Consider the following 20,400-nt stretch of genomic DNA (forward strand, 5'->3'; position numbering starts at 1 on the left):
CCCGCCGTCGACACCGCCCGGCGCGACGTGGGCGCCGGCCTCTCCGTGGGCGGACTGGTCCTCGGCTCCGTCGGATGTGGCTTTTCATCAACTGGACCCGAGCGGTTCGATCCTGGAGTTATCCAGCTTGCGATCGACCTGCTCGACGCCACTCTTCGCCATGATCTTCGCCAGGTTCGCGTAGAATCGAGCGGAGTGAGCAGATCGTCGACGTCACGGGGACCTCTCATCGACGCACCGCAGCGGTCGCTCACCCAGGCAGGTGAGCAGCACCCGCTGCGCGCGAGCTGTCAGGTCGTCGAGGCGACAGCGGATGTCGCGGTAGGCTATTGGAGCTCCCTGGCCGCCGCGGTCTGGATGAAGACGACCCACCCGCACCACGCCGCCTCCCTGAAGGCGGCGATCCTGGGGGCGCAGGCGAGCTCCCCGTCCCGCAAGGTGTGGCTGCTGCAGATCGTGACCCCTGAAGCCATCGTACCCGACACGCGCAGCCGCAGCGCGCTCGCCGGGATGTTGGGTTCGGTGGATGGCATCGTGTCCCACTCGGCGGTGATTCACATCGGGTCGGGCTTTCGCGCGTCCCTCGTGCGCAGCATCGTCACGGGGCTCAACGCCCTGGGACGCCAGCAGTTTCCACATCGTGTCTTCGCCAGCCTCGAGGAAGGCGTCGCCTGGCTGGCCACCCACGGCCTGCCGGACCGGGCGGCCGCCTATCACGACCTCTCGGCGTTCCATGAGGCCGCGGTGGCGGGCCAGCTCGCGAGCGTTCGGACGTGAGCGCCCTGCCCAGGGCATCGTGGCCTCGAGCCTCGCGCTCCCGCGCGTCCTCGGCGCCACCTCCGCGACCGATAGAGAAGCTTCTCCTCGTCTTGACGGGCGCGCCGCGACCAGGGATCCTCGCCGGCATGCGTCTCGCCGCGTTCGGGGTGATCCTGTTGCTCGTGGGCGACGCGCACGCCGAGTCGACGGCGCCGGCGCCCGCGGTCGACACCACCCGGCGCGACGTGGGCACCGGCCTCTCCGTGGGCGGACTGGTCCTCGGCTCCGTCGGAGCAGGCATGTTCTTCCTCACCCGACCGAGCGGGGACGATTCCTGCGGTTGCGCGTCTCGCGCATGGGTCTTTCCCACCGTGCTCATGAGCGTCGGAGGCGCGATGACCCTCACCGGTGTACCGCTCTGGATCACGGGTCAGATGAAGCTCGATCGCGCCACGACCCAGGCCGAGCTGCAGCTCGGCCCGCTCGGCGGAAGCGTCCGGCTCCTGTTCTGAAGGCGTGCGACGCTCGCCCCGCCGCACCCCGCCGTCACGTGACCGCGGGCCCCGCGGCGAGCCCGCCGCTCACGGCTCCGCGGGCGCCCCGTCGCGTATCCCGAGCGTCTCCTCGCGCGCCGACAGGCACGCCTCGCTCCCCACGACGAACGCGCGGCAGTTGTCCGGCCTGATCTCGTAGATGGCGCAGCGCAGGTCCTCGCAGAGGTGCTGGCACCGCCCGCTCGCCGCGAAGCGCAGCGTGATCTTGCCGTCCCGCGCCCGCCGCACGTAGGCGCGCCCCGTGAGGTCGCCGCGCCCGGCGCCTCGGAAGCGCGCGAGGTCCACCTCGTCGAGCAGCACGTTGGCGTCGTGGCAGCAGGCGCCGCAGGCCAGGCAGTCGAGCGCCACCTCGCGGATCGCCCCCGGGTGCGTGCTGTCGCGCTCGCACCAGTCGAGGACCGAGCCCTCGTACTGCCGCTTCACCCGCGCCGTCGCGAGCCCCTTGGCCGGCCCCTCGCCCACGCGGCGAAAGCGCTGCTGCTCGATCGACAGGAGCGACCACAGCCCGAGCTCCGTGAGCTTCCCGTCCTCGCCGATGGAGAGCAGGAGGTCGACCCGCTCGTCCGGCAGCACGATGGCGGCGTGCCCGCCGGCCCTCACGTGCGCCGCCGCGCGGCTCAGGAAACGCGGGCGAAACCGACGCCAGACGGGGCGAGACACGACGTATGCGGACATCGGGGCGCATCTTCGCGCCCCGGCCCCGCGCTGCCAAGCCCCGCCCTCGCCCGGCAGCGGCGCTGCGCTATGTTGGAAGGGTGCGACATCGCAAGAAGATCGTCATCGTGAAGACCGGTGAGCCCGTCCCCCCGGTCCTCGAGCGACGCGGCCAGTTCGCCGACCTGATCGAGCAGACGATCGGCGCCAGCTGGAGCGGCGGATACGCCACCGTCGACGCCCGCACGGACGAGCTCCCCGCGCCCGGCGCCCCCGAGACCGCCGCCTTCGTCGTCACCGGCTCGTCGGCCAACGTCCCCCACCGCGAGCCCTGGATGCTCCGCTGCGAGGCGTGGCTGCGCGGCGTCGTGCACGCCGGCACCCCCATGTTCGGCATCTGCTTCGGCCACCAGATCCTCGCCCAGGCCCTCGGCGGCGAGGTCGTCCGCAACCCGCGCGGCCGCGAGATCGGCAGGATCCGCGTCCAGCGCCGCGCCGACGACCCGCTCTTCGACGGCCTGCCGTCGAGCTTCGAGACGCACGCGACCCACGTCGACACGGTCGGCACGCTGCCCGAGGGCGCCACGAGCCTCGCGTTCACCGAGCTCGACGACCACCAGGTCATCCGCTTCACGAGCACGTGCTACGGCGTGCAGTTCCACCCCGAGATGGACCACGACGTCATCGCCGGCTACATCGCGTGGCGGAGCGAGGTCCTGCAGGCCGAGGGCCGCGACGTCCCCGCGCTCCTCGCCCCCATCGCGCCGGATCAGCTCGGCACACGGACGCTGCACAATTTCATCCGGCACGTGGTCGTTCGCGGCGCCTGAGCCCTACGCCGCCGGCCTGACCTGGGTAGTCCCCGCCCTGACTGACGCGCCGGTCAGTCGGCTTTCGACCTTGCCCGCCGGCCGCGTGACGGGCTCACCCGCTCCGGCGCCTCGCCGGGGGCATCCCCCGTCGCGGGCGCGGCGCGCTCGCCCTCCGGTCCCCGCGCCGCGAGCCCGGCCGCGGGGTCCATCCGGAGGTAGCCGCGCCGGAGGAAATCGTGGAGCGCCGTCACGATCCGCTCGCGCGGGCGGGCCTGCTCCTCGAGGGCGTTCTCGAACAGCACCTCCTTCAGCGCGCCGATCGTGAACGTCGCGTAGAGCTCGGTGTCCCCCGGCTCGATGACGCCGAGCCGCTGCCCCTCCGCGAGGCTCTGCTGCAGCAGGAGCTTCACCTCCTGGCGGAACGCCCGCAGCTCCTTGACGAACGCCGGGTCGAGCCCGGCCGCGTGCGACAGGAGGATGCTCGTCAGCGCCGGATCGTCGAGCAGGACGGCCACGATCGCGCGGATGTTGTGCTTGACCTGCGCCTCGACGTCCGCCGACGGGTCCACGCGCAGGATGGCGCCGCCGAGCCGCGAGAAGAGGCCGCGCACGAGCTCGCCGAACACCGAGCGCTTGTCGGGGAAGTAGAGGTAGAACGTCCCCTTCGCGACCTTCGCGAGCGCGACGATGTCGTCGACCTTCGCCTCGTGATACCCCTTCTCGGAAAACACGGTTCGCGCGGCGCGGAGGAGCGCCTGGCGGCGCTCGGCCTTGTCCATGGGCCGGTCGCTTTACCATCACCGGCCCGCCATCTGGGGACCGATGTCTCCCCTCCGGCGTCGAGCAGGCCCGCCGCCCGAAAAGATCCGGAAAGTTCGCGGCACAGCGCACGACACGCGGACGCCGACGGGAATCCAATGCAACCAGACGCAACCAGCCGCAACCGAGCGCAGCGTCGGAACCTTGCACCCTGGACGCAGCGATGGCCCGAGATGCCCGGAAAACGGCGTCGCGCGGCGACCAAGACGCACCGGATTGCTTGATTTCCTGGACATCCCGTTGTAGCCATCACGACTGACCAGCCAGTCAGTCGGACGCTGGGGACCGGCGACGGCGGTGGGAGGAGCCCCGATGGGAAGGCAGATCCAGGAACCGGTCGTGGTCGGCATCGACGTCGGCTCGACGACGGTGAAGGCCGTCGTGCTCGATCCGCAGACGCTCGAGATTCTCTGGAGCGACTACCAGCGGCATCAGACGAAGCAGCCGGAGAAGGTGCTCGAGCTCCTCGAGACCATCGAGGCGTCGTTCCCCGCGTCGCCGAGGGACAGCTGGCGGGTGTTCATGACGGGCTCCGGGGCCGCGCCCCTCTGCCCCGGCCTGGGCGCGAAGTTCGTCCAGGAGGTCAACGCGGTCACGCTCGCTGTCGAGAACCTGCACCCGGACGTGGGCAGCGTCATCGAGCTCGGCGGGCAGGACGCCAAGATCATCATCTTCCAGCGGGACGAGAAGACGGGCGACAAGACCGCCGCGCCGTCGATGAACGACAAGTGCGCCTCCGGCACGGGCGCCACCATCGACAAGTGCATGATCAAGGTGGGCCTCCCGCCGACGGAGGTGGTGAAGATCCACTTCGACGACTCGAAGCTCCACCACGTCGCCGCGAAGTGCGGAGTCTTCGCCGAGACGGACATCGTGAACCTCGTGAAGAGCGGCATCCCCTCGACGGAGATCCTCTGCTCTCTCGCCGACGCGATCGTCCTCCAGAACCTGTCGGTGCTGACGCGCGGCTCGACGCTGAAGCACAAGGTGATCCTGCTCGGCGGCCCCAACACCTACCTCCCCTTCCTCCAGGAGTGCTGGCGCAAGCGGATCCCCGAGACCTGGGACGAGCGCGGCTACGACTGGCCGAAGGACCAGCCGGTCGAGGAGACGATCTTCGTCCCGGACAACGCGCAGTACTACGCGGCGTTCGGCGCGTGCGTCTACGGGCTCAAGGAGGCGCCCGAGGTCGGCCGCTACGCCGGCAAGTCGGGGCTCGTCGAGTACATGACGAACGGCAGGAAGGCCCGGCTCGGCGAGAGCGCGGGCCCGCCGCTCGTGAAGACCCGGGACGAGATCGACGAGTTCCGGAAGCTCTACAGCATCCCGAGGTTCACCCCGATGAAGCTCGCGCCCGGCCAGGTGGTGCGCGGGGTCATCGGCCTCGACGGCGGCTCCACCTCGTCGAAGGCGGTGCTCATCGACGAGGACGGGAACATCGTCTGCAAGGCCTACCAGCTCTCCAAGGGCAACCCGATCCAGGACGCGAAGGAGCTGCTCGCCCAGCTCCGGCAGTACGTGCTCGATGCGGGCGCGACGCTCGAGGTGCTGGGCTTCGGCGGCACCGGGTACGCGGCCGACGTGCTCCAGGAGTGCATGCGCGCCGACGTCAACATCGTCGAGACCGTCGCCCACATGATGAGCGCGGTGAAGTTCTTCGGCGACGTCGATGTCATCTGCGATATCGGCGGACAGGACATCAAGGTCCTGTTCATGAAGAACGGCGATATCGCGAACTTCCGCCTCTCCAACTCGTGCTCTGCGGGCAACGGCATGTTGCTCCAGGCGATGGCCGACCAGTTCGGCCTGAAGGTGACCGAGTACGCCGACACGGCGTTCGGCGCGGAGCTCGCCCCGAAGTTCAGCTACGGCTGCGCCGTCTTCCTCGACACGGACCGCGTGAACTTCCAGAAGGAGGGCTTCTCGAAGGAGGAGCTGCTCGCGGGCCTCGCCCAGGTGCTGCCGAAGAACGTGTGGCAGTACGTCGTGCAGATCCCGCGGCTCGCGGCGCTCGGCACGCGCTACGTGCTGCAGGGCGGCACGCAGTACAACCTCGCGGCGGTCAAGGCGCAGGTCGATTACATCAAGGAGCGCGTCCCCGGCGCCGAGGTGTTCGTCCACCCGCACACGGGCGAGGCCGGCGCGCTCGGCGCCGCGTTCGAGACGCTCCGGGTCGTGAAGCGCAAGGGCCGGTCGACGTTCATCGGGATCGACGCGGCGATCGCCCTCGAATACACGACGAAGAACGACGAGGAGACGGTCTGTCACTTCTGCCCGAACGAGTGCAAGCGGACCTTCATCGACACGAAGCGGCCTGACGGGACGACGAGCCGCTACATCTCGGGTTTCTCGTGCGAGAAGGGCACCGTCGAGAGCGAGCAGGCGATGCTCGCGCTCGTCGCCGAGCGGAAGAAGATCGCGAAGCAGTTCCCGAACCTCGTCGACTACGAGTCGAAGCTCGCCTTCCGGCACTTCTACGGCACGGCCCCGCTCCCGGAGGAAGGCGCGCCGGTGAAGGACACGGTCGTCAAGAAGGGCTTCCTCGGCATCCGCCGGGTGGAGACGACGCGCCCGTTCCGGCGGAGCGGCATCGAGGTGCGGGAGCGCCTCCGCCGCGTCCGCATCGGCATCCCGCGCGTCCTCAACATCTACTCGACCGGCCCGTATTACCGCGCCTACTTCGAGGCGCTCGGCATCCCCAAGCAGAACGTCGTCTTCAGCGACGCGACGAGCGAGGAGATGTGGGTCGAGGGCGGCAAGTACGGCTCCATCGATCCGTGCTTCCCGTCCAAGGTCGCGCAGGCCCATGTCCACAACCTGCTCTTCCACCACCACAGCGACGAGAAGAAGCTCAATTACATCTTCTTCCCCATCCTCACGCATGTGCCGAGCTTCGGCGAAGGGGTGATGGACAAGACGAGCTGCCCCATCGTCGCGGGCGTGCCGGACGTCATGAAGGCGGCGTTCACGAAGGAGGTCGACTTCTTCAAGACGCGCGGGATCGAGTACCTCGACCCCGCGCTCACGTTCTCCGAGATGACGCTGACGGCGCGCCGGATGTTCGAGACCTGGGGCCCGCGGCTCGGCATCACCGAGGACGAGAGCGATCACGCGCACCGCGAGGGGATGCGGGCGCTCTCGCAGTTCGAGCGCGACCTCCAGGACAAGGGGCGGGCGATCCTCGAGACGGTCGAGTCCGAGAACCGGGTGGCCATCCTGATGATCGGGCGGCCGTACCACTCCGACCCGGGCCTGAACCACGGCATCCCGGAGGAGTTCCAGGTGCTCGGTTATCCGATCCTCTCGGTGCGGTCGATCCCGCGCGACATGGAGTACCTCGCGCGGTACTTCAAGGACGAGATCGCGACGGGCCAGCACCCGCTCGACATCAACGACGTCTGGCCGGAGAACTACTCGGCCAACAGCGCGCAGAAGGTCTGGGCGGCCAAGTTCGCCGCCCGCCACCCGAACGTCGTCCTGCTCGATCTCTCGAGCTTCAAGTGCGGCCACGACGCGCCGACGTACGGGATCATCGACAGCATCGTGAGCTCGAGCGCGACGCCGTACGCGGCGCTGCACGACATCGACGCCAACAAGCCGGGCGGCTCGATCAAGATCCGCGTGAAGACCTACGCGCACAGCCTCAAGCTGCACGAGGAGGCGCTCGAGGACGCGGCGAAGAAGAAGGCGCAGCTGGTCCAGCGCATCGAGGAGAAGCGGCTCGAGCTGCTCCAGCTGAAGCGCGATCAGCAGGCGGCGCGCAAGATCACGGATCCCGCGCTCGAGCGGGAGATCGCCGCGCTCGCCGAGAAGGTCCGGAGCTACGTCGCGCCGGTCTCGCCGCCCGAGGCGCAGAAGACGGGCCTCGTGCAGCTCAAGAAGAAGCAGTCCGACGGGACCGTCGTCCCCCTGGAAGCCTGAACCACGTCGAAGGTCGAGGGGGGGACGGCGGGGCCGCCCCTTCCAGCATCCAAGCGAAGGGAAGCCACGCCATGCAACATACGAGCACGACGACCACGCAGAAGACGCGCCTTCCTCTGGTGGGCGAGGCGCGATCCAACAAGACCGACGTCGACATCGAGGCGGAGCTCAGGGCCTTCGAGGAGGCCGAGCGCGAGCGGCTCGGGCTCAAGGCCGAGCGGCGCCAGTGGGTCGACAACATGCTCAAGCCGAAGATGACCAAGAAGGAGCGCGAGAGCGTGACGCTCCTCATCAGCGGCCTCACCGCCGCGCAGGACTTCCTGTGCGAGGGCGCGCTGAAGGGCCTCGGCTACAACGTCCACTACTTCGGGATGAGCGACAACGCGGGGCTGCAGACGGGCAAGGAGTTCGGCAACCGCGGCCAGTGCAACCCGACGTACTTCACGGTCGGCGGCCTCGTGAAGTACCTCATCGACCTGCGCGACAAGCAGGGGATGTCGACCGAGGACATCATCAAGAACTACGTGTTCCTGACCGCGGGCGCGTGCGGGCCCTGTCGGTTCGGCATGTACGTGACCGAGTACAGGAAGGCGCTCCGCGACGCCGGCTTCGACGGCTTCCGGGTCATGCTCTTCCAGCAGACCGGCGGGCTCTCGCAGGCGACGGGCGACGACGTCGGGCTCGAGATGAACCCCGCCTTCTTCATCGCGATCATCAAGGCCATCGTCTGCGGCGACACGCTGAACGCGCTCGGCTACCGGATCCGGCCTTACGAGGTCGAGCCGGGCGCCACGAACCGCGCGATGGAGAGCGCGAAGCGCATCCTCTACAAGGCGCTTTACGAGCAGACGAACGTGTTCAAGGCGCTCTACGAGGCGCGCAAGGAGTTCGAGGGCGTCCAGGTGGACAAGCTCCGGCCCAAGGCGAAGACGTCGATCATCGGCGAGTTCTGGGCGATGACGACCGAGGGCGACGGCAACTACGCCCTGCAGAAGTTCCTCGAGAGCGAGGGCGGCGAGAACGACATCCAGCTCACGACGGCGTGGCTGCTCTACAACATCTGGGAGTGCGCCCGAGACACCCGCGAGCGGCGCGACCTGCGCGGCGCCGACGAGGGCAATTACGGCCTCGCCAGCCTGGACGAGTTCGGCGTGGCGAAGCGCCTCGCGACGATGCGCCTCGCCGAGGGCGCGCTACGCGTCGGCTTCCAGGCGTTCGCGCTGCCTCTCGGCCTGCTCGACTACCACCTTCCGGACATGGAGCTCGTGGCGGAGGTGGCGAAGGACTACTACTCGAACGACCTCCGCGGCGGCGAGGGGCACATGGAGGTCGGCAAGCTCATCGTGAACGCCGTGAAGTCGAAGGCGCACGTGACGGTGAGCGTGAAGCCGTTCGGCTGCATGCCCTCGTCGGGCGTCTCCGACGGCGTCCAGTCGCTGATCACGTCGCGCTACCCCGGGACGATCTTCTGCGCGGTGGAGACGAGCGGCGACGGCGCGACGAACTTCTACTCGCGCATCCAGATGTACATGTTCAAGGCGCGCATCCTGGCCGAGCAGGAGCTCACCCGCGCCTACGAGGAGGCGGGCGTCACGGAGGCCGAGGTCCGCGCGTTCCTCGCGAGGAACCCGAAGTACGCGAGCCCGCTCCACCACCCGCCGCACCGCGTCGCCGGCTCGGCCGCCAACCTGGTCTACGAGGTGGCGCCGCTCATCAAGCAGACGGCCGCCGAGCGCGCCGTGGGCAAGGCCAAGGCGGCGGCGGGCGCGCTCCGCGACGCCGTGATGGCCGCCCCGGCCAAGGCGAAGGCGGCCAAGGATTTCCTCACGGATCCGGAGACGCTCGCCCGGGCCCGCGAGGACGTCGCGCTGATCCGCGACATCGTCGGCGGCAAGGCCGCGGAGCGGTTCAGCCCGCTGGTCAAGCGCCTCGCCGGCAAGGCGTACTTCGAGAACAACCCCGAGGTGAGCCACGTGAGCCACGGGGCGAACAGCGTGGAGCCCATCGCCGCCGAGTAACGCGGAGAGGCGGACGCCGCCGGGCGAGCTGCGCCCGGCGGCCACCTCGGCCTCGCCGCGCCTCTCCGCGCTCGGCGCGCTGCGCCGCGCCGCCCCGCCCGCCGCGCGCCGTCCGGCCGCGACGCACGCGCGAAATTCTGCTAGATATCGCGCGCCATGACCGAACTGCGCTCGTTGTCTCCCGATGCTCTTGCCTCGCTCACCCGTGAGCTAGAGGCGCGTTTTGCTGCCTTTGAAGCCCGCGGCCTCAAGCTCGACATGACGCGCGGCAAGCCGTCGTCCGAGCAGCTCGATCTCGCGAACGGCATGCTCGCGCTGCCCGGCGCGGGCGACCTCGTCGCCTCGGACGGCTCGGATACCCGCAACTACGGCGGCCTCGACGGCCTGCCCGAGATGAAGGCCATCTTCGCCGAGATGCTCGAGGTCCCCTCGGAGCAGGTCATCGTCGGCGGGAACAGCAGCCTGACGATGATGCACGACGCGGTGGTCCGCGCGCTCGTCCACGGCGTGCCCGACGGCAGCGGCCCCTGGCTGAAGCAGCCCAAGGTGAAGTTCCTGTGCCCGAGCCCCGGCTACGATCGTCACTTCGCGATCTGCGAGCACCACGGCATCGAGATGATCACGGTCGACCTGCGCGACGACGGGCCGGACATGGATCAGGTCGAGAAGCTCGTCGCCGAGGACGCGGCCATCAAGGGCATGTGGAGCGTGCCGAAGTACTCCAACCCCACGGGCACCACGTACAGCCCCGAGGTCGTGCGCCGGCTCGCGGCCATGAAGACGGCGGCCCCGGACTTCCGCCTCTTCTGGGACAACGCCTACGCGGTCCACGACCTCTACGCCGAGGGCGACCCGCTCGCGAACATCGTGCCGGCGTGCCAGTCCGCGGGCCACCCGAACCGGCCGATCGTCTTCGCCTCCACGTCGAAGATCTCGTTCGCCGGCAGCGGCGTCGCCGCCATGGCGTCGAGCCCCGCGAACGTGGCGGACGCGAAGAAGCACCTCGGCATCCAGACCATCGGTCCGGACAAGGTGAACCAGCTGCGGCACGTGCGGTTCTACAAGGATTACAAGGGCTTGCTGAGCCACATGCAGCGGCACGCCGAGCTCATGCGGCCCAAGTTCGAGGCGGTGACGACCACGTTCGAGCGCGAGCTCGGCGGCAAGGGCATCGCCACCTGGACCTCGCCGCGCGGCGGCTACTTCGTCAGCCTCGACACCCTCGACGGCTGTGCGAAGGAGGTGGTGCGCCTGGCCAACAAGGCGGGCGTGAAGCTGACCGGCGCCGGCGCGACGTACCCGTACGGCCGCGATCCTCGCGACCGCAACATCCGGGTCGCGCCCTCGATGCCGCCGCTGGATCAGATCCGCGTCGCGATGGACGTCGTCGCGGTCTGTGTCCAGCTCGCGAGCGTCCGCAAGCTCGCTGGCTGATCGCCGTCATCGTCGCTCGCCCGCATTGCGATCGACGCACCGCAGTGCAACGGTGGGCGCTTCCTCCCGGAGCGCCTCACCATGCAGCAACTCACCCTCGAAGGTCAGCAGAGAGTTTCCGACCTGTCACAGCGCTATTTCGTCAGCACCGACGCGGTGATGACGCTGTTGCAGGCGCTCGTGAACGGCCATGGAACGATGGCGCAGTTCTACCACCCCGAGCTGGGCGGCGGCGGGCAGTGGATGCAGGGCGGCATGACCATGGTCGGGGACATGTTCAACAACGGTCTCAAGGCCAAGGTGGACGGCCTGTGCTCCGAGCTGTCCAGCCTGCTGGCCAGCCAGCCGTTCGTTCCCGCGCCCCCGAGCTATCCATCGCAGGGCGGTCAGCAGCAGCAGCAGCAAGGTGGCAGTGGAGGTTTTGGGGGATCGCCGGTCAGCCTGTTCGTCCCGGGGTCGGGAGGGGGCTCGGGCAGCTGGTGGCCCGGGGAGCTCGGCGTGCCGAGCTCCAGCGGATCGCAGAACAACGTCCGATATGCCTATTTCCCCGGCGCGCGGCGCCTGGCCGTCGAGGTCAACGGGCGCGTCAGCGTCTATGACACGCTCGATCACCAGATCGGCGGTGTGTCGCAGCAGCAGGGGTCGGGGTCCTCGGTGACGTTCACCAGCCAGTACGGCGTGGTGAGCGTGCTGAGCTTGCCAATCATCTCCGGCGACCTCGCCGTGAAGCAGGCGCCGATCGCCCCGCCCGCTCCGGCGCAAGCGGCCGCTCCGGCGCAGGCGGACGCCGCCCTCCCCCGCCCTGCTCCGGCGCAGGAAGGCGATATCTTCGCCGCCATCGAGCGGCTCGCCGATCTCCGGCAAAAGGGGTTCATCACCGAGCAGGAGTTCGCTGCGAAGAAGACAGAGCTCCTCGGCAGGCTCTGAGCACGAGGCAAGGACGGTCGCCGAGGGCGAGGAGGAGCGGGCGGCGAGCGCCGTAGAGGAGCGCTCGCCATGCTCCGTCAGCCGTCACCCGCCGTGACAGACCGCTTCGATGTTGTGCCCATCAGGATCACGCACGAACGCGCCGTAGTAGCCCGGGTGGTACTGCGGCCGTAGCCCCGGCGGACCGTTGTCGACGCCTCCAGCAGCGAGCGCGGCCCGGTAAAACGCATCGACGTCGGCCCGCGTCTTCGCGACGAAGGCGACGTGCAAGCCGCCCTGAAGCGGTGTTCCCGTGCCGATCCAGAAGTCCGGCTTCCCCTCAGGCCCCAGGCCGGCGTGGGTGCCCGCCTCCCCGGTCATCTCGGGCGTGATCTCCATCACGAGCCCGTAGCCAAGGGGGGCCAGGGCCGCCAGATAGAAGGCCTTGCTCCGCTCATAATCCGAGACTGGAAAACCGATGTGGTCGATCATCATGCGCGCCATCATCGCCCAGACAGACGCGCGCCAGCTGAAGAAAAGGACTGCGCCTCTCCTCGCAGCGAGGCGCACCAGGCGCGGCTGTGCACGGCATTCCTATGGGCGACACGGAATTGCCATCTTCAGCAGGAACTCGGCACTGCGCACCACGGCCGCTCGCGCGCCAAACGCACCATCCGTCCACACGCAGGCTTCTGGCCGGCGCCGCGGTGTTCGGCGGTCGGCGCGCTGCCTTGCCTACCGCGCGGGGCGCGCGCTCGCGCGCTCGAGGCCGCGGAGGACCTCCTCGAGCGCTTCCTGGGTGATGAGACCCACGTGCCGGAAGACCTCCCGGCCCCCTGCGTCGAGGACGACGACGCTCGGCACGTGGTGCAGCCCGGCGAAGGGCCCCTCTCCGGCGATCGTCGGGGCGTCCGCGAGCGCCACCGGGTACGGGAGCTTGAGCGTCGCGACGAAGGCCTCGACGAGCGGCCGGTTCTCGCTCGCCTCGAGGACCAGGAGCGCCGCGTTGACGCGCGGCGTGTGATCGCGGAACAGCCCCGCGAGGAACCGCGCCTCCGCCTGAGACGCCACATCGTAGGTCGCGACGAAGCCGATCACGCTGAACCTGCCCGAGAGCGACCCGGTCGAGAGCTCGCGGCCGTCGAGGGTCTCGTACGAGAAGCTCCGCACCGGGCCGGGCGCCGGCGCCGCCGCGGCGACCGGCGGCCCCGCCGCCGGCTCCCGGACGGCGTCGCCGCCCCCACCGCAGCCGATCGCGAGCAGCAAGAGCGGCGTACAGACCGGCGCGAGCGGCTTCATGGCAGCGGATCACCCTCCAGGTGGGCGTCGAAGAGATCGGCGCAGAGCTGCAGCGAGGGTGGGAGCTCGGCGCCCTTGCGCCGCTGCGCCAGGACGGCATGGCACAGCTCCTCGATGACCAGCTTGATCGGCGTGGCCTCGAGCTGCGCGCCGTCGAGCAGGATCCCAGGACCCGGGGCGTCCTCCGCGCGGACGATGGGATCGTGCCGCGCCCAGGCGATGCCATCCTCGGGGAGATAGCGACACCAGAGCACCCGCACGAAGCGCAGGTAGAGCGGCGTCACCAGCGCCACCACGCGATCGCCCCCCGCGGCGACGCCGCGCAGCGCGAAGCCGCCCGCCGGGCGCGGTGCGTGCTCCCCCCCCTCGATCGCGACCTCGATCCGCTCGCGGCGCCCGGCGTCGCTCTCGACCGACAGGAGCGGCGCATAGATCGCCACCGCGGGCACCTGCAGCTTGGGCGCGTCTTCCGCGAGGACGTCGAGCCACGCCTCGCGCGCCTCGGGGCCGAGCTCCCCGTACACGTGGGCCGCGGCGATGGCCGCCTCGGCGTCGGTCGCGAGCGCGGCGAGCCACTCCCGCCAGGCGGCGAGGATGCGCGGGTCGAGCAGCGCGCCCGACGACGCGGGCAGGCCCTGCGCCGCGCCGTCGGGCGCGGCGGCGTCCAGCGAGGGCTCCTGGGTGAGATCGACCGAGCTCGGGTCGCGGCGCTCCGTCATGCCACCCTCAGCGCAGCGCGTCGCGGCGACGCGCCCCGACGTCGCGCTCCAGATCGCGCACGAGCTCGGCGAACTCGTCGCCCCGTCCGAGCGGCGCCGCGAGCGTGATCTCTCCGCCGCGATCCGCGAACAGCAGCGCGACGCCGTCGCTCGCCTCGACGATGCTCTTCACGAACACGACGTCCGCTGGATGGACCAGGACGTGTTGCACCAGCATCCCGGCGCTCGCATCCGCGATCGAGAGGGGGCCGCGCGCAGGCCCGAGCTGCCCCGCGGCCCCCGAGGGCTGTCCGCCGGCCGGAGACGCGGACGCGACTCGCCTGGAATTGCTGTCGTTCCGGCCCATGGACGGCGGAGCTAAGCACCGCTCGCCGGAGGGATCCAGCGGGCACACCCGGCGGGGATGGCCAGCCCCCTCGCCGCGTCAAGAGGCCGCGTCCCTCCCTCGATCCGCGGGCCCCGCGGCGTTCTCGCGCCCGCCAAAGCGGCGCGAGATCGTCGGGCCGCTCACCTTCACCCCTCTTGATTCGCACGGGCGGCTCGCCGGCGGCGTCGTCGGGAGGCGACAGGCCGCGGGCCCGAGCCAGACGAGAGCCGACGAGAGCCGACGGGAGCCGACGAGAGCCACCGCCGCGAGCCGGGGCAGGCGGGCTCTGGGGCCCACGGAGCGCTCGGGGATCGCCGCGCGGGGCGAAAGCGCCGCGAGGGGCGCTACACTCCCGCCGATGTCAGCCTCACGAGCCTGCAGCGAGCGAATGGAGGAGCGCCGCGAGACGTGCCCGGCGCCGCAGCCGAAGACCGCCGTCGACGACGACGAGCGCGAGCACGACGAGCACGACGAGAACGACGGCAAGCTGATCGACCTGCCGCCGCTCGGGCACGACGAGGAAGAAGGGGGCGACGAGGGCTTCGACGATCTCCTGCAGACGCTCGACGACGCGGAGCAGGGGCTCGACGACGCGAACGCGAGCGACCTCGAGATCGGCGTCGAGCTCGCCGTGGACGACGGCGGGACCGGGGAGGACGAGCCCGCGGAAGAAGGCGTCGACGTCGGGGCGCTCCACGAGGGGATCGCGGAGGCCGACGCGAGCACGTGGCTGTCCGATGAGGCCGTCGAGCAGAGCGACGCCGAGCAGGACGATCTCGACGATCACGGCGGGGCGCACGGCGACGACGGCGGCGCGGAAGGGACGGGAGAGGACCCGGCGGACGACGTGGACGAGGGGGAGCTGCCGGCGCTCGACGCGGATCAGGACGGCGCGTACGAGGGCGAAGATCTGCTCGCAGAGCTGCCCGATCTCCCCGACGACCAGGCCCCCGTCTGGGACGCGCTGCCCTGGGTCGTCGTCGAGGACGCGGGCGCCGCCGTCCCGTGCGGCACGCTCGCGGTGGCCGGCGGCTACGTCGTCGCGGGCAGCGCCGGCGCAGAGCCCGGGCTGACGAGCGAGCCCGCCGCGCGATCGGGAGGTCGCCCGCGCCGCGCGGAGCGTGCTGGCGGCGAGCGCGGGGCCGTGCTCGTCGTCGACGCGGGGGCGCTCTCCGCGCGCCGCGCAGGCATCGACACGTCGGCGTCCTCGATCGCGCTGTCGGACAGCGCGATCCTCATCGCCACGCGCCGCGGCAACCTGCTGCTGAGCGACGACCGGGGGAAGAGCGCGAGCACGCTCGGCGCGTGGGGCTCGGGCGGCGCGCCGGTGACGCTCGCGACGACGCCGGGGCGCCTGTGGGTGCTGGCCGGCAAGACGCTGTGGTCGCCCGCGGCCGGCGCGGTCGTCTCGCCGCCGGAGACCGCCTCCGCCGTGGCCGCGGGCTCGCCGCGCCGCGACGGCGCGCCGACGCCGTCGAAGGGCGCGCTCTCCCTGTCGCCCGGGCCCGCGCTGCGGGACGGCGTGCTCCGGATGAGCGCGAGCGAGGGGGTGATCGTCGCGCTCACGAGCGCGGCCGAAGGACCGCAGCTCGAGCGGCTCCGCGGCGACGATGAAGGCTCGCCGGTCGTGCCGCTGTCAGGTGCGGCGCGGCGCGCGGCCGAGGCCGACGACTGCAGGCTCGCAGCGGCGGCCGGCGGGCGCTCGATCGCGATCTCCGGCGCCGGGCTCCTCTGCGTGTCGCGCAACGGCGGCGAGACCTTCCGCGTGCTGGAGGGGCTCGCGGTGGTCGTCGCCCTCGCCTTCGCGGGCGACCACAAGGCGTCGCCGCTGCTCGCGCTCGTCGCGCGCGAGGGCGAGCGCCGGGCGCAGCTGGTCCACGTGCCGTCGAACGCCGCCCCGACGCTCGTCGCCGAGCTCGGTGCGACGCCCCCCGGCGCCCCGGAGGAGGAGGCCGCGTCGATCGGACCGGCGGCGATCGCCTGGGACGCGTCGCGCGAGGTCGTGTGGGTGGCGTGCTGGGCGGGGCTCGTCGCGCTCACGCGACAGAGAAAGCACTGACCGGTCGTCCTCCGCCTCGCGGGCGGCGCGCGAGCGCCGGCTCGCCGCGCTCGCACATCGCTCGCCTCGCGAGCGGTGCGCTCAGCCGCCGACGAACGCCGCGTGCAGCAGGCGCTGCGCGGCCGCGACGTCCGCGGCGTCGACGAGGGCGCCGAGGCGCAGGGGGCCCGCGATCGTGAACCGAGGCGCGATGCCGGCGCGCGCGAGGACCTCCACGAAGCGCGCGAGCGGCTCCGCCGTCGCGGAGAGCCCGTCGCCGACGACGCTGACCGCCGCGAGCCCCTCGACGAGCTCGAGCGACGGCAGCAGCGCGGCGAGCTTTCGCCTGGCCCCCTGCCACTCGGGCACGTTGAGGAGGGGGATCACGAACGCGCCGCCGCCGTGACCGAAGGAGAGATCCCGGAAGCCCAGCCCGAGCTCGCCCGCCGCGCGGAGGACCTCGTCGAGCCGGAGCCCGCCGTCAGCCCGCGCGAGGACGACGTTGCCCTCGGCGACGATCGCGCGCGCCGCGAGCGCCGGAGGCGCCGAGCCCGGCGCGAACCGGCGCACCACCGTCTCCCGCGCGCCGGGGCCGGCGTCGAACGTCGACCGCGCGTACAGGGCCACGCCGGAGCGCCGCGCCCACTCGACCGCCTGGGCGCAGACGACCTTCGCGCCGCACTCGGCCATCTCCTGGAGGACTGCGCAGTCGAGCTCGGGCAGATGACGGGCGTCCGGGACGACCCGCGGGTCGGCCGAGTACACGCCGTCGACGTCGCTGTAGATCTCGCAGCGCTCGGCGCCCAGCGCCGCCGCGAGCGCCACGGCCGTGGTGTCGGAGCCCCCGCGGCCGAGCGTCGTGATCTCGCGGCGGTAGCTCATCCCCTGGTAGCCGGCGACGATCACGATGCGGCCGCGCGCGAGCTCGTCCTCGATGCGGAACGGGCGGACCTCGATGATGCGCGCGTCGAAATGGCGATCGTTCGTGAGGATGCCGGACTGGGAGCCCGTGAACGAGATCGCCTCGAAGCCCCGGGCCTGGATGGCGATCGAGAGGAGCGCCATCGACACGCGCTCGCCGGTCGAGAGCAGCATGTCGAGCTCGCGCCGGGGGGGATCCGCGGCCGCGCTCGCCGCCTGCCGGGCGAGCGCGAGCAGGCCGTCGGTGGTCTTGCCCATCGCGCTGACCACGACGACGACGTCGTTGCCGGCGCGCCTCGCGGCGACGACGCGCTCGGCGACCTTGCCGATCCTGTCGACGTCGGCGACCGATGAGCCGCCATACTTCTGCACGATGATCGGACGGCCCGCCTTCGCGGGCGAGGCGCCCGGCTCGCACGGCGAGCCCTCCTGCTGGGCGCGGTTCGACGGCTGCTCGGCCATGCTGCACCTCCAAGCGCTGCGCGCGCTGCGCAAGAGCTCGGGCTATCACGGGCGCGGCGCGTGGGCCAAGCGCGCGCCTCCGCCGCGAGGGCGCGGCCGCGAGGAAGCGCTCAGGCGAGCTCGCTCTGGAGCAGCATCTCGTAGAGCTCCGCCTCGGAGTCGCGCCCCTCGGCCCGCGCCCGAGCAGCGAGCCGCGCGAGCACGTCGCGCCGCCGCGGCGCGACCTCCAGGCGGACGGCGTCGTCCCCCTCCTCCATCCGCGCCGAGAGCAGGGCGAGGAGATCGAGATCGCGACCGAGCCGCTCGAGCACATCGGCGAGCGCCATCGCCACCCCCTGGTCGGCGGGATCGGCGCGGAGCCGATCGGCCAGCCGCTCGGCCAAGAGCTCGTCGTCGACGCCGAACACGCGGGCCAGCGGCACCTGCCCCTCCGCCAGCGTGACGCTGCTGGGGATGGGCGCCGTGAGGTCGGTCGACGTGTCGGTACCATCGAGCGTGGGCATCTCGTCGATGGTCCCGGGGTCGATCGGCGCGGCCTTGGGCGGGGAGGCCGGCGCGCGGGGGACAGGGGGAGGCTTGTTCGGCGCCGGAGCGATCACCACCGGCTCGGGCGGGAGCGTGCGCCGGCGCGGGGCGGCGACGTGGACCTCGATCCGCTGCTCGGCCGCGCGGGGCCGCTGGACCGGGTCAGGCGGCGCCGCCGGGGCAGGCGCGATCGGCGGCGCGATCTCGCCCGAGACGCGGCGGAACGCGGCGGTGATGCCCGGATCGCGCGGCCTGAGGCGCAGCGCGAGGCCTAGCTGTCGCTGCGCCGCGAGGAGATCCCCCCGGGTTCGCTCCTCGATCTCGGCGGCCTCGGCGAGCAGGGCCGCGACGGCGGCGGCGCCGTCGCCGAACGGCGCTCCCCTCGCGCGAGCGGTGCCCGCGTCGTCCGCGCGGCCCTGGAGGGCGAGCTCCACCGCGTCGCGCAGCCGCCCGAGCGCGACCGACGCTCCCCCGAGATCGCCGAGCCCGGCGCACCAGCGGCCCTCAAGGAGCCGCGCCTCCAGCGCCTCCGGCACGCCGGGCGGGACGCTCCGCACGCGCGCGATCGCCGCCGGGAGATCCCCCGCGATCTCCGCGAGGCCGCGGCCGAGCTCGAGATCGAGCGCGCACGCGGGCGCGCCGCTGCGCGCGGCGAGGGCGCGCGCCCGGGCGAGGAGGTCGAGCGCGCGCCTCCCCTCCCCCGCCGCCCGCAGCGAGCGCGCCAGGCCCGCGACCACGTCGGGGCTCTCCGGCGCGTAGCGGAGCGCCCGCTCGAAGAGCACCCGCGCGTCGGCGACGTCGCCCCGCGCGAGGAACGCCTCCGCGGCCCGGCGAGACACGGCGTGGCGCGCCGCGGCGCCGCGCGCGGAGGCCTCGAGGTGCTCGGCGTCCGCGAGCGCGCCGCGCACGTCGGCGACGTCGAGCCGCGCGTGGAATCGCGCCCACCGCAGCGCCTCGATCCCGGGCGCGCGCGCCACGCCGAGGTTCAGCGCGTCGAGGCGCACGTCGACGGCGTCCGCGAGCGCCGCCGCGCGCAGCCACGCGAGCGCGGCGAGCGGGCCGTAAGGCTCCGCGTGCGCGGCGCGCGCGAGCGCGGAGAAAGCGCCGTCATGATCGCCGACCGCCTCGAGGAGCGCGCCGCCGAGGAGGCCGGCGTCCACGGCGGGCATGGCGTCGACGACGGTCGAGAGCGCCCCCTCGGCGCGCTCGCCGATCACGAGGTCGAGCCAGGCGAGGCGCGAGGAGATCTCGGGGTGCCGCGGGGCGCGCTCCAGCGCGGCGAGGTAGGCGCGCCGCGCCTCGTCGAGCCCGCCCGCGAACGCGAGCTCGTCGGCGGCGCCCGCGAGCTCGGCCGCCTCGAGCGCCCTGAGCGCGCGGTCGCCCAGCGCGGGCGGCGCCGCGCCGAGCGCGCCCTCGGCGCGGAAGCGGCCCGCCTCCGCGGTGACCACGGCCCACTGCACCCCGTCCACGGCGGGCGCCCTCGCGCCCGCCGCGGGCAGGAGCAGGCGGACGATCCGCTCGACCGCGGCGTCCAGAACGATCGCGCCCTCGACGAGGCGCCCGTGCGTACCCGCCATCATCGAGAGCGCCTGCAGCGCGAGCGCGTGCGGCGGGGCGGCGAGGCCGATGCCGCGGGCGCGCTCCGGCAGGAGCCTGAGCGCGCGCTCCCCCGGGGCCACGGCGACGTCGAACGCGAGCGCCGTCTCGCCGGATCGCAGCGCGACCAGCGCGCCGTCCTCGATGGGCGCGATGATGAGCTGCGGCGCGCCGTCGCCGAGGAGGCCGCGGAGCCGCGGCGCGGCCCAGCCGGCGAGCTCGGTCCCCTGCGCCTCGACGGAGAGCCGGACGAGCTGGCCACGCCGGTGCCGGAAGCGCGCCACGCCGCCGGAGAGGTCGACGGGGAACCGGATCCCGGCGAGCCGCACAACGAGCTCGGTGACGCGGAGCGGACCGAGCGCGAACGGCTCCCCGAGCTCGATGGCGAGCGCGCCCTTGCTGACGGCAAGCCGGAGGACAGGACGGTCGTCGGGCGGGCGCGGGGCCGCGCCGCCGCCGGGCGCGAGCGCGCGGATCGACGGCGCAAGGCCCAGCGCGCGCGCCGGCCGGCCGCGCCTCTGTCCAGCAGCCATACCCGCCAAGGGTATCAACCCGGCGGCATTTCAGGCGAGTTCACGGCGATCGCGCCGGACGCG

General features: G+C 72.1%; 16 protein-coding genes. 8 read left to right on the forward strand and 8 right to left on the reverse strand.

Features of this window, described 5'->3' with window-relative positions; all coding sequences use genetic code 11:
• Nucleotides 1–27 precede the first annotated feature (27 nt).
• Both WME97_RS33220 and WME97_RS33225 read left to right on the forward strand, forming a co-directional pair.
• Nucleotides 28–777 carry a hypothetical protein gene (locus WME97_RS33220; RefSeq protein ID WP_437543461.1) on the forward strand — a complete coding sequence of 250 codons (750 nt, stop codon included), beginning with the start codon at nt 28–30 and terminating at the stop codon, nt 775–777.
• A 128-nt stretch (nt 778–905) separates the two neighbouring features.
• Nucleotides 906–1,271, forward strand: a complete 366-nt coding sequence (locus WME97_RS33225) for a hypothetical protein (RefSeq protein WP_437543463.1) — start codon at nt 906–908, stop codon at nt 1,269–1,271.
• 69 nt (nt 1,272–1,340) lie between these two features.
• Here WME97_RS33225 and WME97_RS33230 read toward each other — a convergent pair whose 3' ends face one another.
• Nucleotides 1,341–1,988 carry a YkgJ family cysteine cluster protein gene (locus tag WME97_RS33230; protein ID WP_437543465.1) on the reverse strand — a complete coding sequence of 216 codons (648 nt, stop codon included), beginning with the start codon at nt 1,986–1,988 and terminating at the stop codon, nt 1,341–1,343.
• 80 nt (nt 1,989–2,068) lie between these two features.
• Between WME97_RS33230 and WME97_RS33235 the strand changes: the two genes are divergently transcribed.
• Entirely contained in the window at nt 2,069–2,797 is a 729-nt protein-coding gene (locus tag WME97_RS33235; protein ID WP_437543468.1) for a glutamine amidotransferase, read from the forward strand.
• Between the two features lie 53 nt (nt 2,798–2,850).
• Here the strand turns inward: WME97_RS33235 and WME97_RS33240 are convergent, their stop codons facing one another.
• Nucleotides 2,851–3,558 (reverse strand): TetR/AcrR family transcriptional regulator, encoded by a 708-nt coding sequence (locus WME97_RS33240; RefSeq protein ID WP_437543470.1) that lies wholly within the window; start codon nt 3,556–3,558, stop codon nt 2,851–2,853.
• 352 nt (nt 3,559–3,910) lie between these two features.
• On the opposite strand from WME97_RS33240, the gene WME97_RS33245 reads away from it, so the two are divergent.
• The 4 genes from WME97_RS33245 to WME97_RS33260 all read left to right on the forward strand — a co-directional run bounded on the left by WME97_RS33245 (nt 3,911) and on the right by WME97_RS33260 (nt 11,898).
• Nucleotides 3,911–7,519, forward strand: a complete 3,609-nt coding sequence (locus tag WME97_RS33245) for a BadF/BadG/BcrA/BcrD ATPase family protein (RefSeq protein WP_437543472.1) — start codon at nt 3,911–3,913, stop codon at nt 7,517–7,519.
• 71 nt (nt 7,520–7,590) lie between these two features.
• The gene (locus tag WME97_RS33250; RefSeq protein WP_437543474.1) at nt 7,591–9,537 is read left to right on the forward strand and encodes a 2-hydroxyglutaryl-CoA dehydratase; all 1,947 of its coding nucleotides are present in this window, start codon (nt 7,591–7,593) and stop codon (nt 9,535–9,537) included.
• Nucleotides 9,538–9,693: 156 nt separating this feature from the next.
• A complete protein-coding gene (locus tag WME97_RS33255; RefSeq protein WP_437543476.1) occupies nt 9,694–10,971 on the forward strand; it encodes an aminotransferase class I/II-fold pyridoxal phosphate-dependent enzyme in 1,278 nt (425 codons plus the stop codon).
• An 81-nt stretch (nt 10,972–11,052) separates the two neighbouring features.
• Entirely contained in the window at nt 11,053–11,898 is an 846-nt protein-coding gene (locus WME97_RS33260) for an SHOCT domain-containing protein (protein WP_437543478.1), read from the forward strand.
• Between the two features lie 84 nt (nt 11,899–11,982).
• Here WME97_RS33260 and WME97_RS33265 read toward each other — a convergent pair whose 3' ends face one another.
• The 4 genes from WME97_RS33265 to WME97_RS33280 form a co-directional block, all read right to left on the reverse strand.
• Nucleotides 11,983–12,369 (reverse strand): VOC family protein, encoded by a 387-nt coding sequence (locus tag WME97_RS33265; protein WP_437301647.1) that lies wholly within the window; start codon nt 12,367–12,369, stop codon nt 11,983–11,985.
• 243 nt (nt 12,370–12,612) lie between these two features.
• Nucleotides 12,613–13,176, reverse strand: coding sequence for a TlpA family protein disulfide reductase (locus tag WME97_RS33270; protein ID WP_437543480.1), 564 nt, complete (start codon nt 13,174–13,176; stop codon nt 12,613–12,615).
• A complete protein-coding gene (locus WME97_RS33275) occupies nt 13,173–13,895 on the reverse strand; it encodes a hypothetical protein (protein ID WP_437543483.1) in 723 nt (240 codons plus the stop codon). Before WME97_RS33275 ends, WME97_RS33270 begins: the two co-directional genes overlap by 4 nt.
• 7 nt (nt 13,896–13,902) lie before the next feature.
• A complete protein-coding gene (locus tag WME97_RS33280; RefSeq protein WP_044969590.1) occupies nt 13,903–14,112 on the reverse strand; it encodes a DUF4911 domain-containing protein in 210 nt (69 codons plus the stop codon).
• 508 nt (nt 14,113–14,620) lie between these two features.
• Here WME97_RS33280 and WME97_RS33285 point away from each other — a divergent pair.
• Complete coding sequence (locus WME97_RS33285) at nt 14,621–16,321, forward strand: hypothetical protein (RefSeq protein ID WP_437543484.1); 1,701 nt, start codon at nt 14,621–14,623, stop codon at nt 16,319–16,321.
• 81 nt (nt 16,322–16,402) lie between these two features.
• On the opposite strand, the gene WME97_RS33290 is transcribed toward WME97_RS33285, so the two are convergent.
• Together WME97_RS33290 and WME97_RS33295 are read right to left on the reverse strand one after the other, a co-directional pair.
• The gene (locus WME97_RS33290) at nt 16,403–17,683 is read right to left on the reverse strand and encodes an aspartate kinase (RefSeq protein WP_437543486.1); all 1,281 of its coding nucleotides are present in this window, start codon (nt 17,681–17,683) and stop codon (nt 16,403–16,405) included.
• A 110-nt stretch (nt 17,684–17,793) separates the two neighbouring features.
• Complete coding sequence (locus tag WME97_RS33295) at nt 17,794–20,337, reverse strand: tetratricopeptide repeat protein (protein WP_437543487.1); 2,544 nt, start codon at nt 20,335–20,337, stop codon at nt 17,794–17,796.
• Between the last annotated feature and the right edge of the window lie 63 nt (nt 20,338–20,400).

This window comes from Sorangium sp. So ce367 (assembly GCF_051520455.1).
GTDB classification, from domain to species: Bacteria; Myxococcota_A; Polyangia; order Polyangiales; family Polyangiaceae; genus Sorangium; species Sorangium cellulosum_B.

Bases quoted from the DNA above. Each gene is read 5' to 3' on its own strand.
- WME97_RS33260 (WP_437543478.1), top strand. From the start codon at position 11,053: ATGCAGCAACTCACCCTCGAAGGTCAGCAGAGAGTTTCCGACCTGTCA.
- WME97_RS33285 (WP_437543484.1), top strand. From the start codon at position 14,621: ATGTCAGCCTCACGAGCCTGCAGCGAGCGAATGGAGGAGCGCCGCGAG.
- WME97_RS33230 (WP_437543465.1), bottom strand. From the start codon at position 1,988: ATGTCCGCATACGTCGTGTCTCGCCCCGTCTGGCGTCGGTTTCGCCCG.
- WME97_RS33250 (WP_437543474.1), top strand. From the start codon at position 7,591: ATGCAACATACGAGCACGACGACCACGCAGAAGACGCGCCTTCCTCTG.
- WME97_RS33295 (WP_437543487.1), bottom strand. From the start codon at position 20,337: ATGGCTGCTGGACAGAGGCGCGGCCGGCCGGCGCGCGCGCTGGGCCTT.
- WME97_RS33270 (WP_437543480.1), bottom strand. From the start codon at position 13,176: ATGAAGCCGCTCGCGCCGGTCTGTACGCCGCTCTTGCTGCTCGCGATC.
- WME97_RS33240 (WP_437543470.1), bottom strand. From the start codon at position 3,558: ATGGACAAGGCCGAGCGCCGCCAGGCGCTCCTCCGCGCCGCGCGAACC.
- WME97_RS33245 (WP_437543472.1), top strand. From the start codon at position 3,911: ATGGGAAGGCAGATCCAGGAACCGGTCGTGGTCGGCATCGACGTCGGC.
- WME97_RS33265 (WP_437301647.1), bottom strand. From the start codon at position 12,369: ATGATCGACCACATCGGTTTTCCAGTCTCGGATTATGAGCGGAGCAAG.
- WME97_RS33290 (WP_437543486.1), bottom strand. From the start codon at position 17,683: ATGGCCGAGCAGCCGTCGAACCGCGCCCAGCAGGAGGGCTCGCCGTGC.
- WME97_RS33255 (WP_437543476.1), top strand. From the start codon at position 9,694: ATGACCGAACTGCGCTCGTTGTCTCCCGATGCTCTTGCCTCGCTCACC.
- WME97_RS33225 (WP_437543463.1), top strand. From the start codon at position 906: ATGCGTCTCGCCGCGTTCGGGGTGATCCTGTTGCTCGTGGGCGACGCG.
- WME97_RS33280 (WP_044969590.1), bottom strand. From the start codon at position 14,112: ATGCTGGTGCAACACGTCCTGGTCCATCCAGCGGACGTCGTGTTCGTG.
- WME97_RS33275 (WP_437543483.1), bottom strand. From the start codon at position 13,895: ATGACGGAGCGCCGCGACCCGAGCTCGGTCGATCTCACCCAGGAGCCC.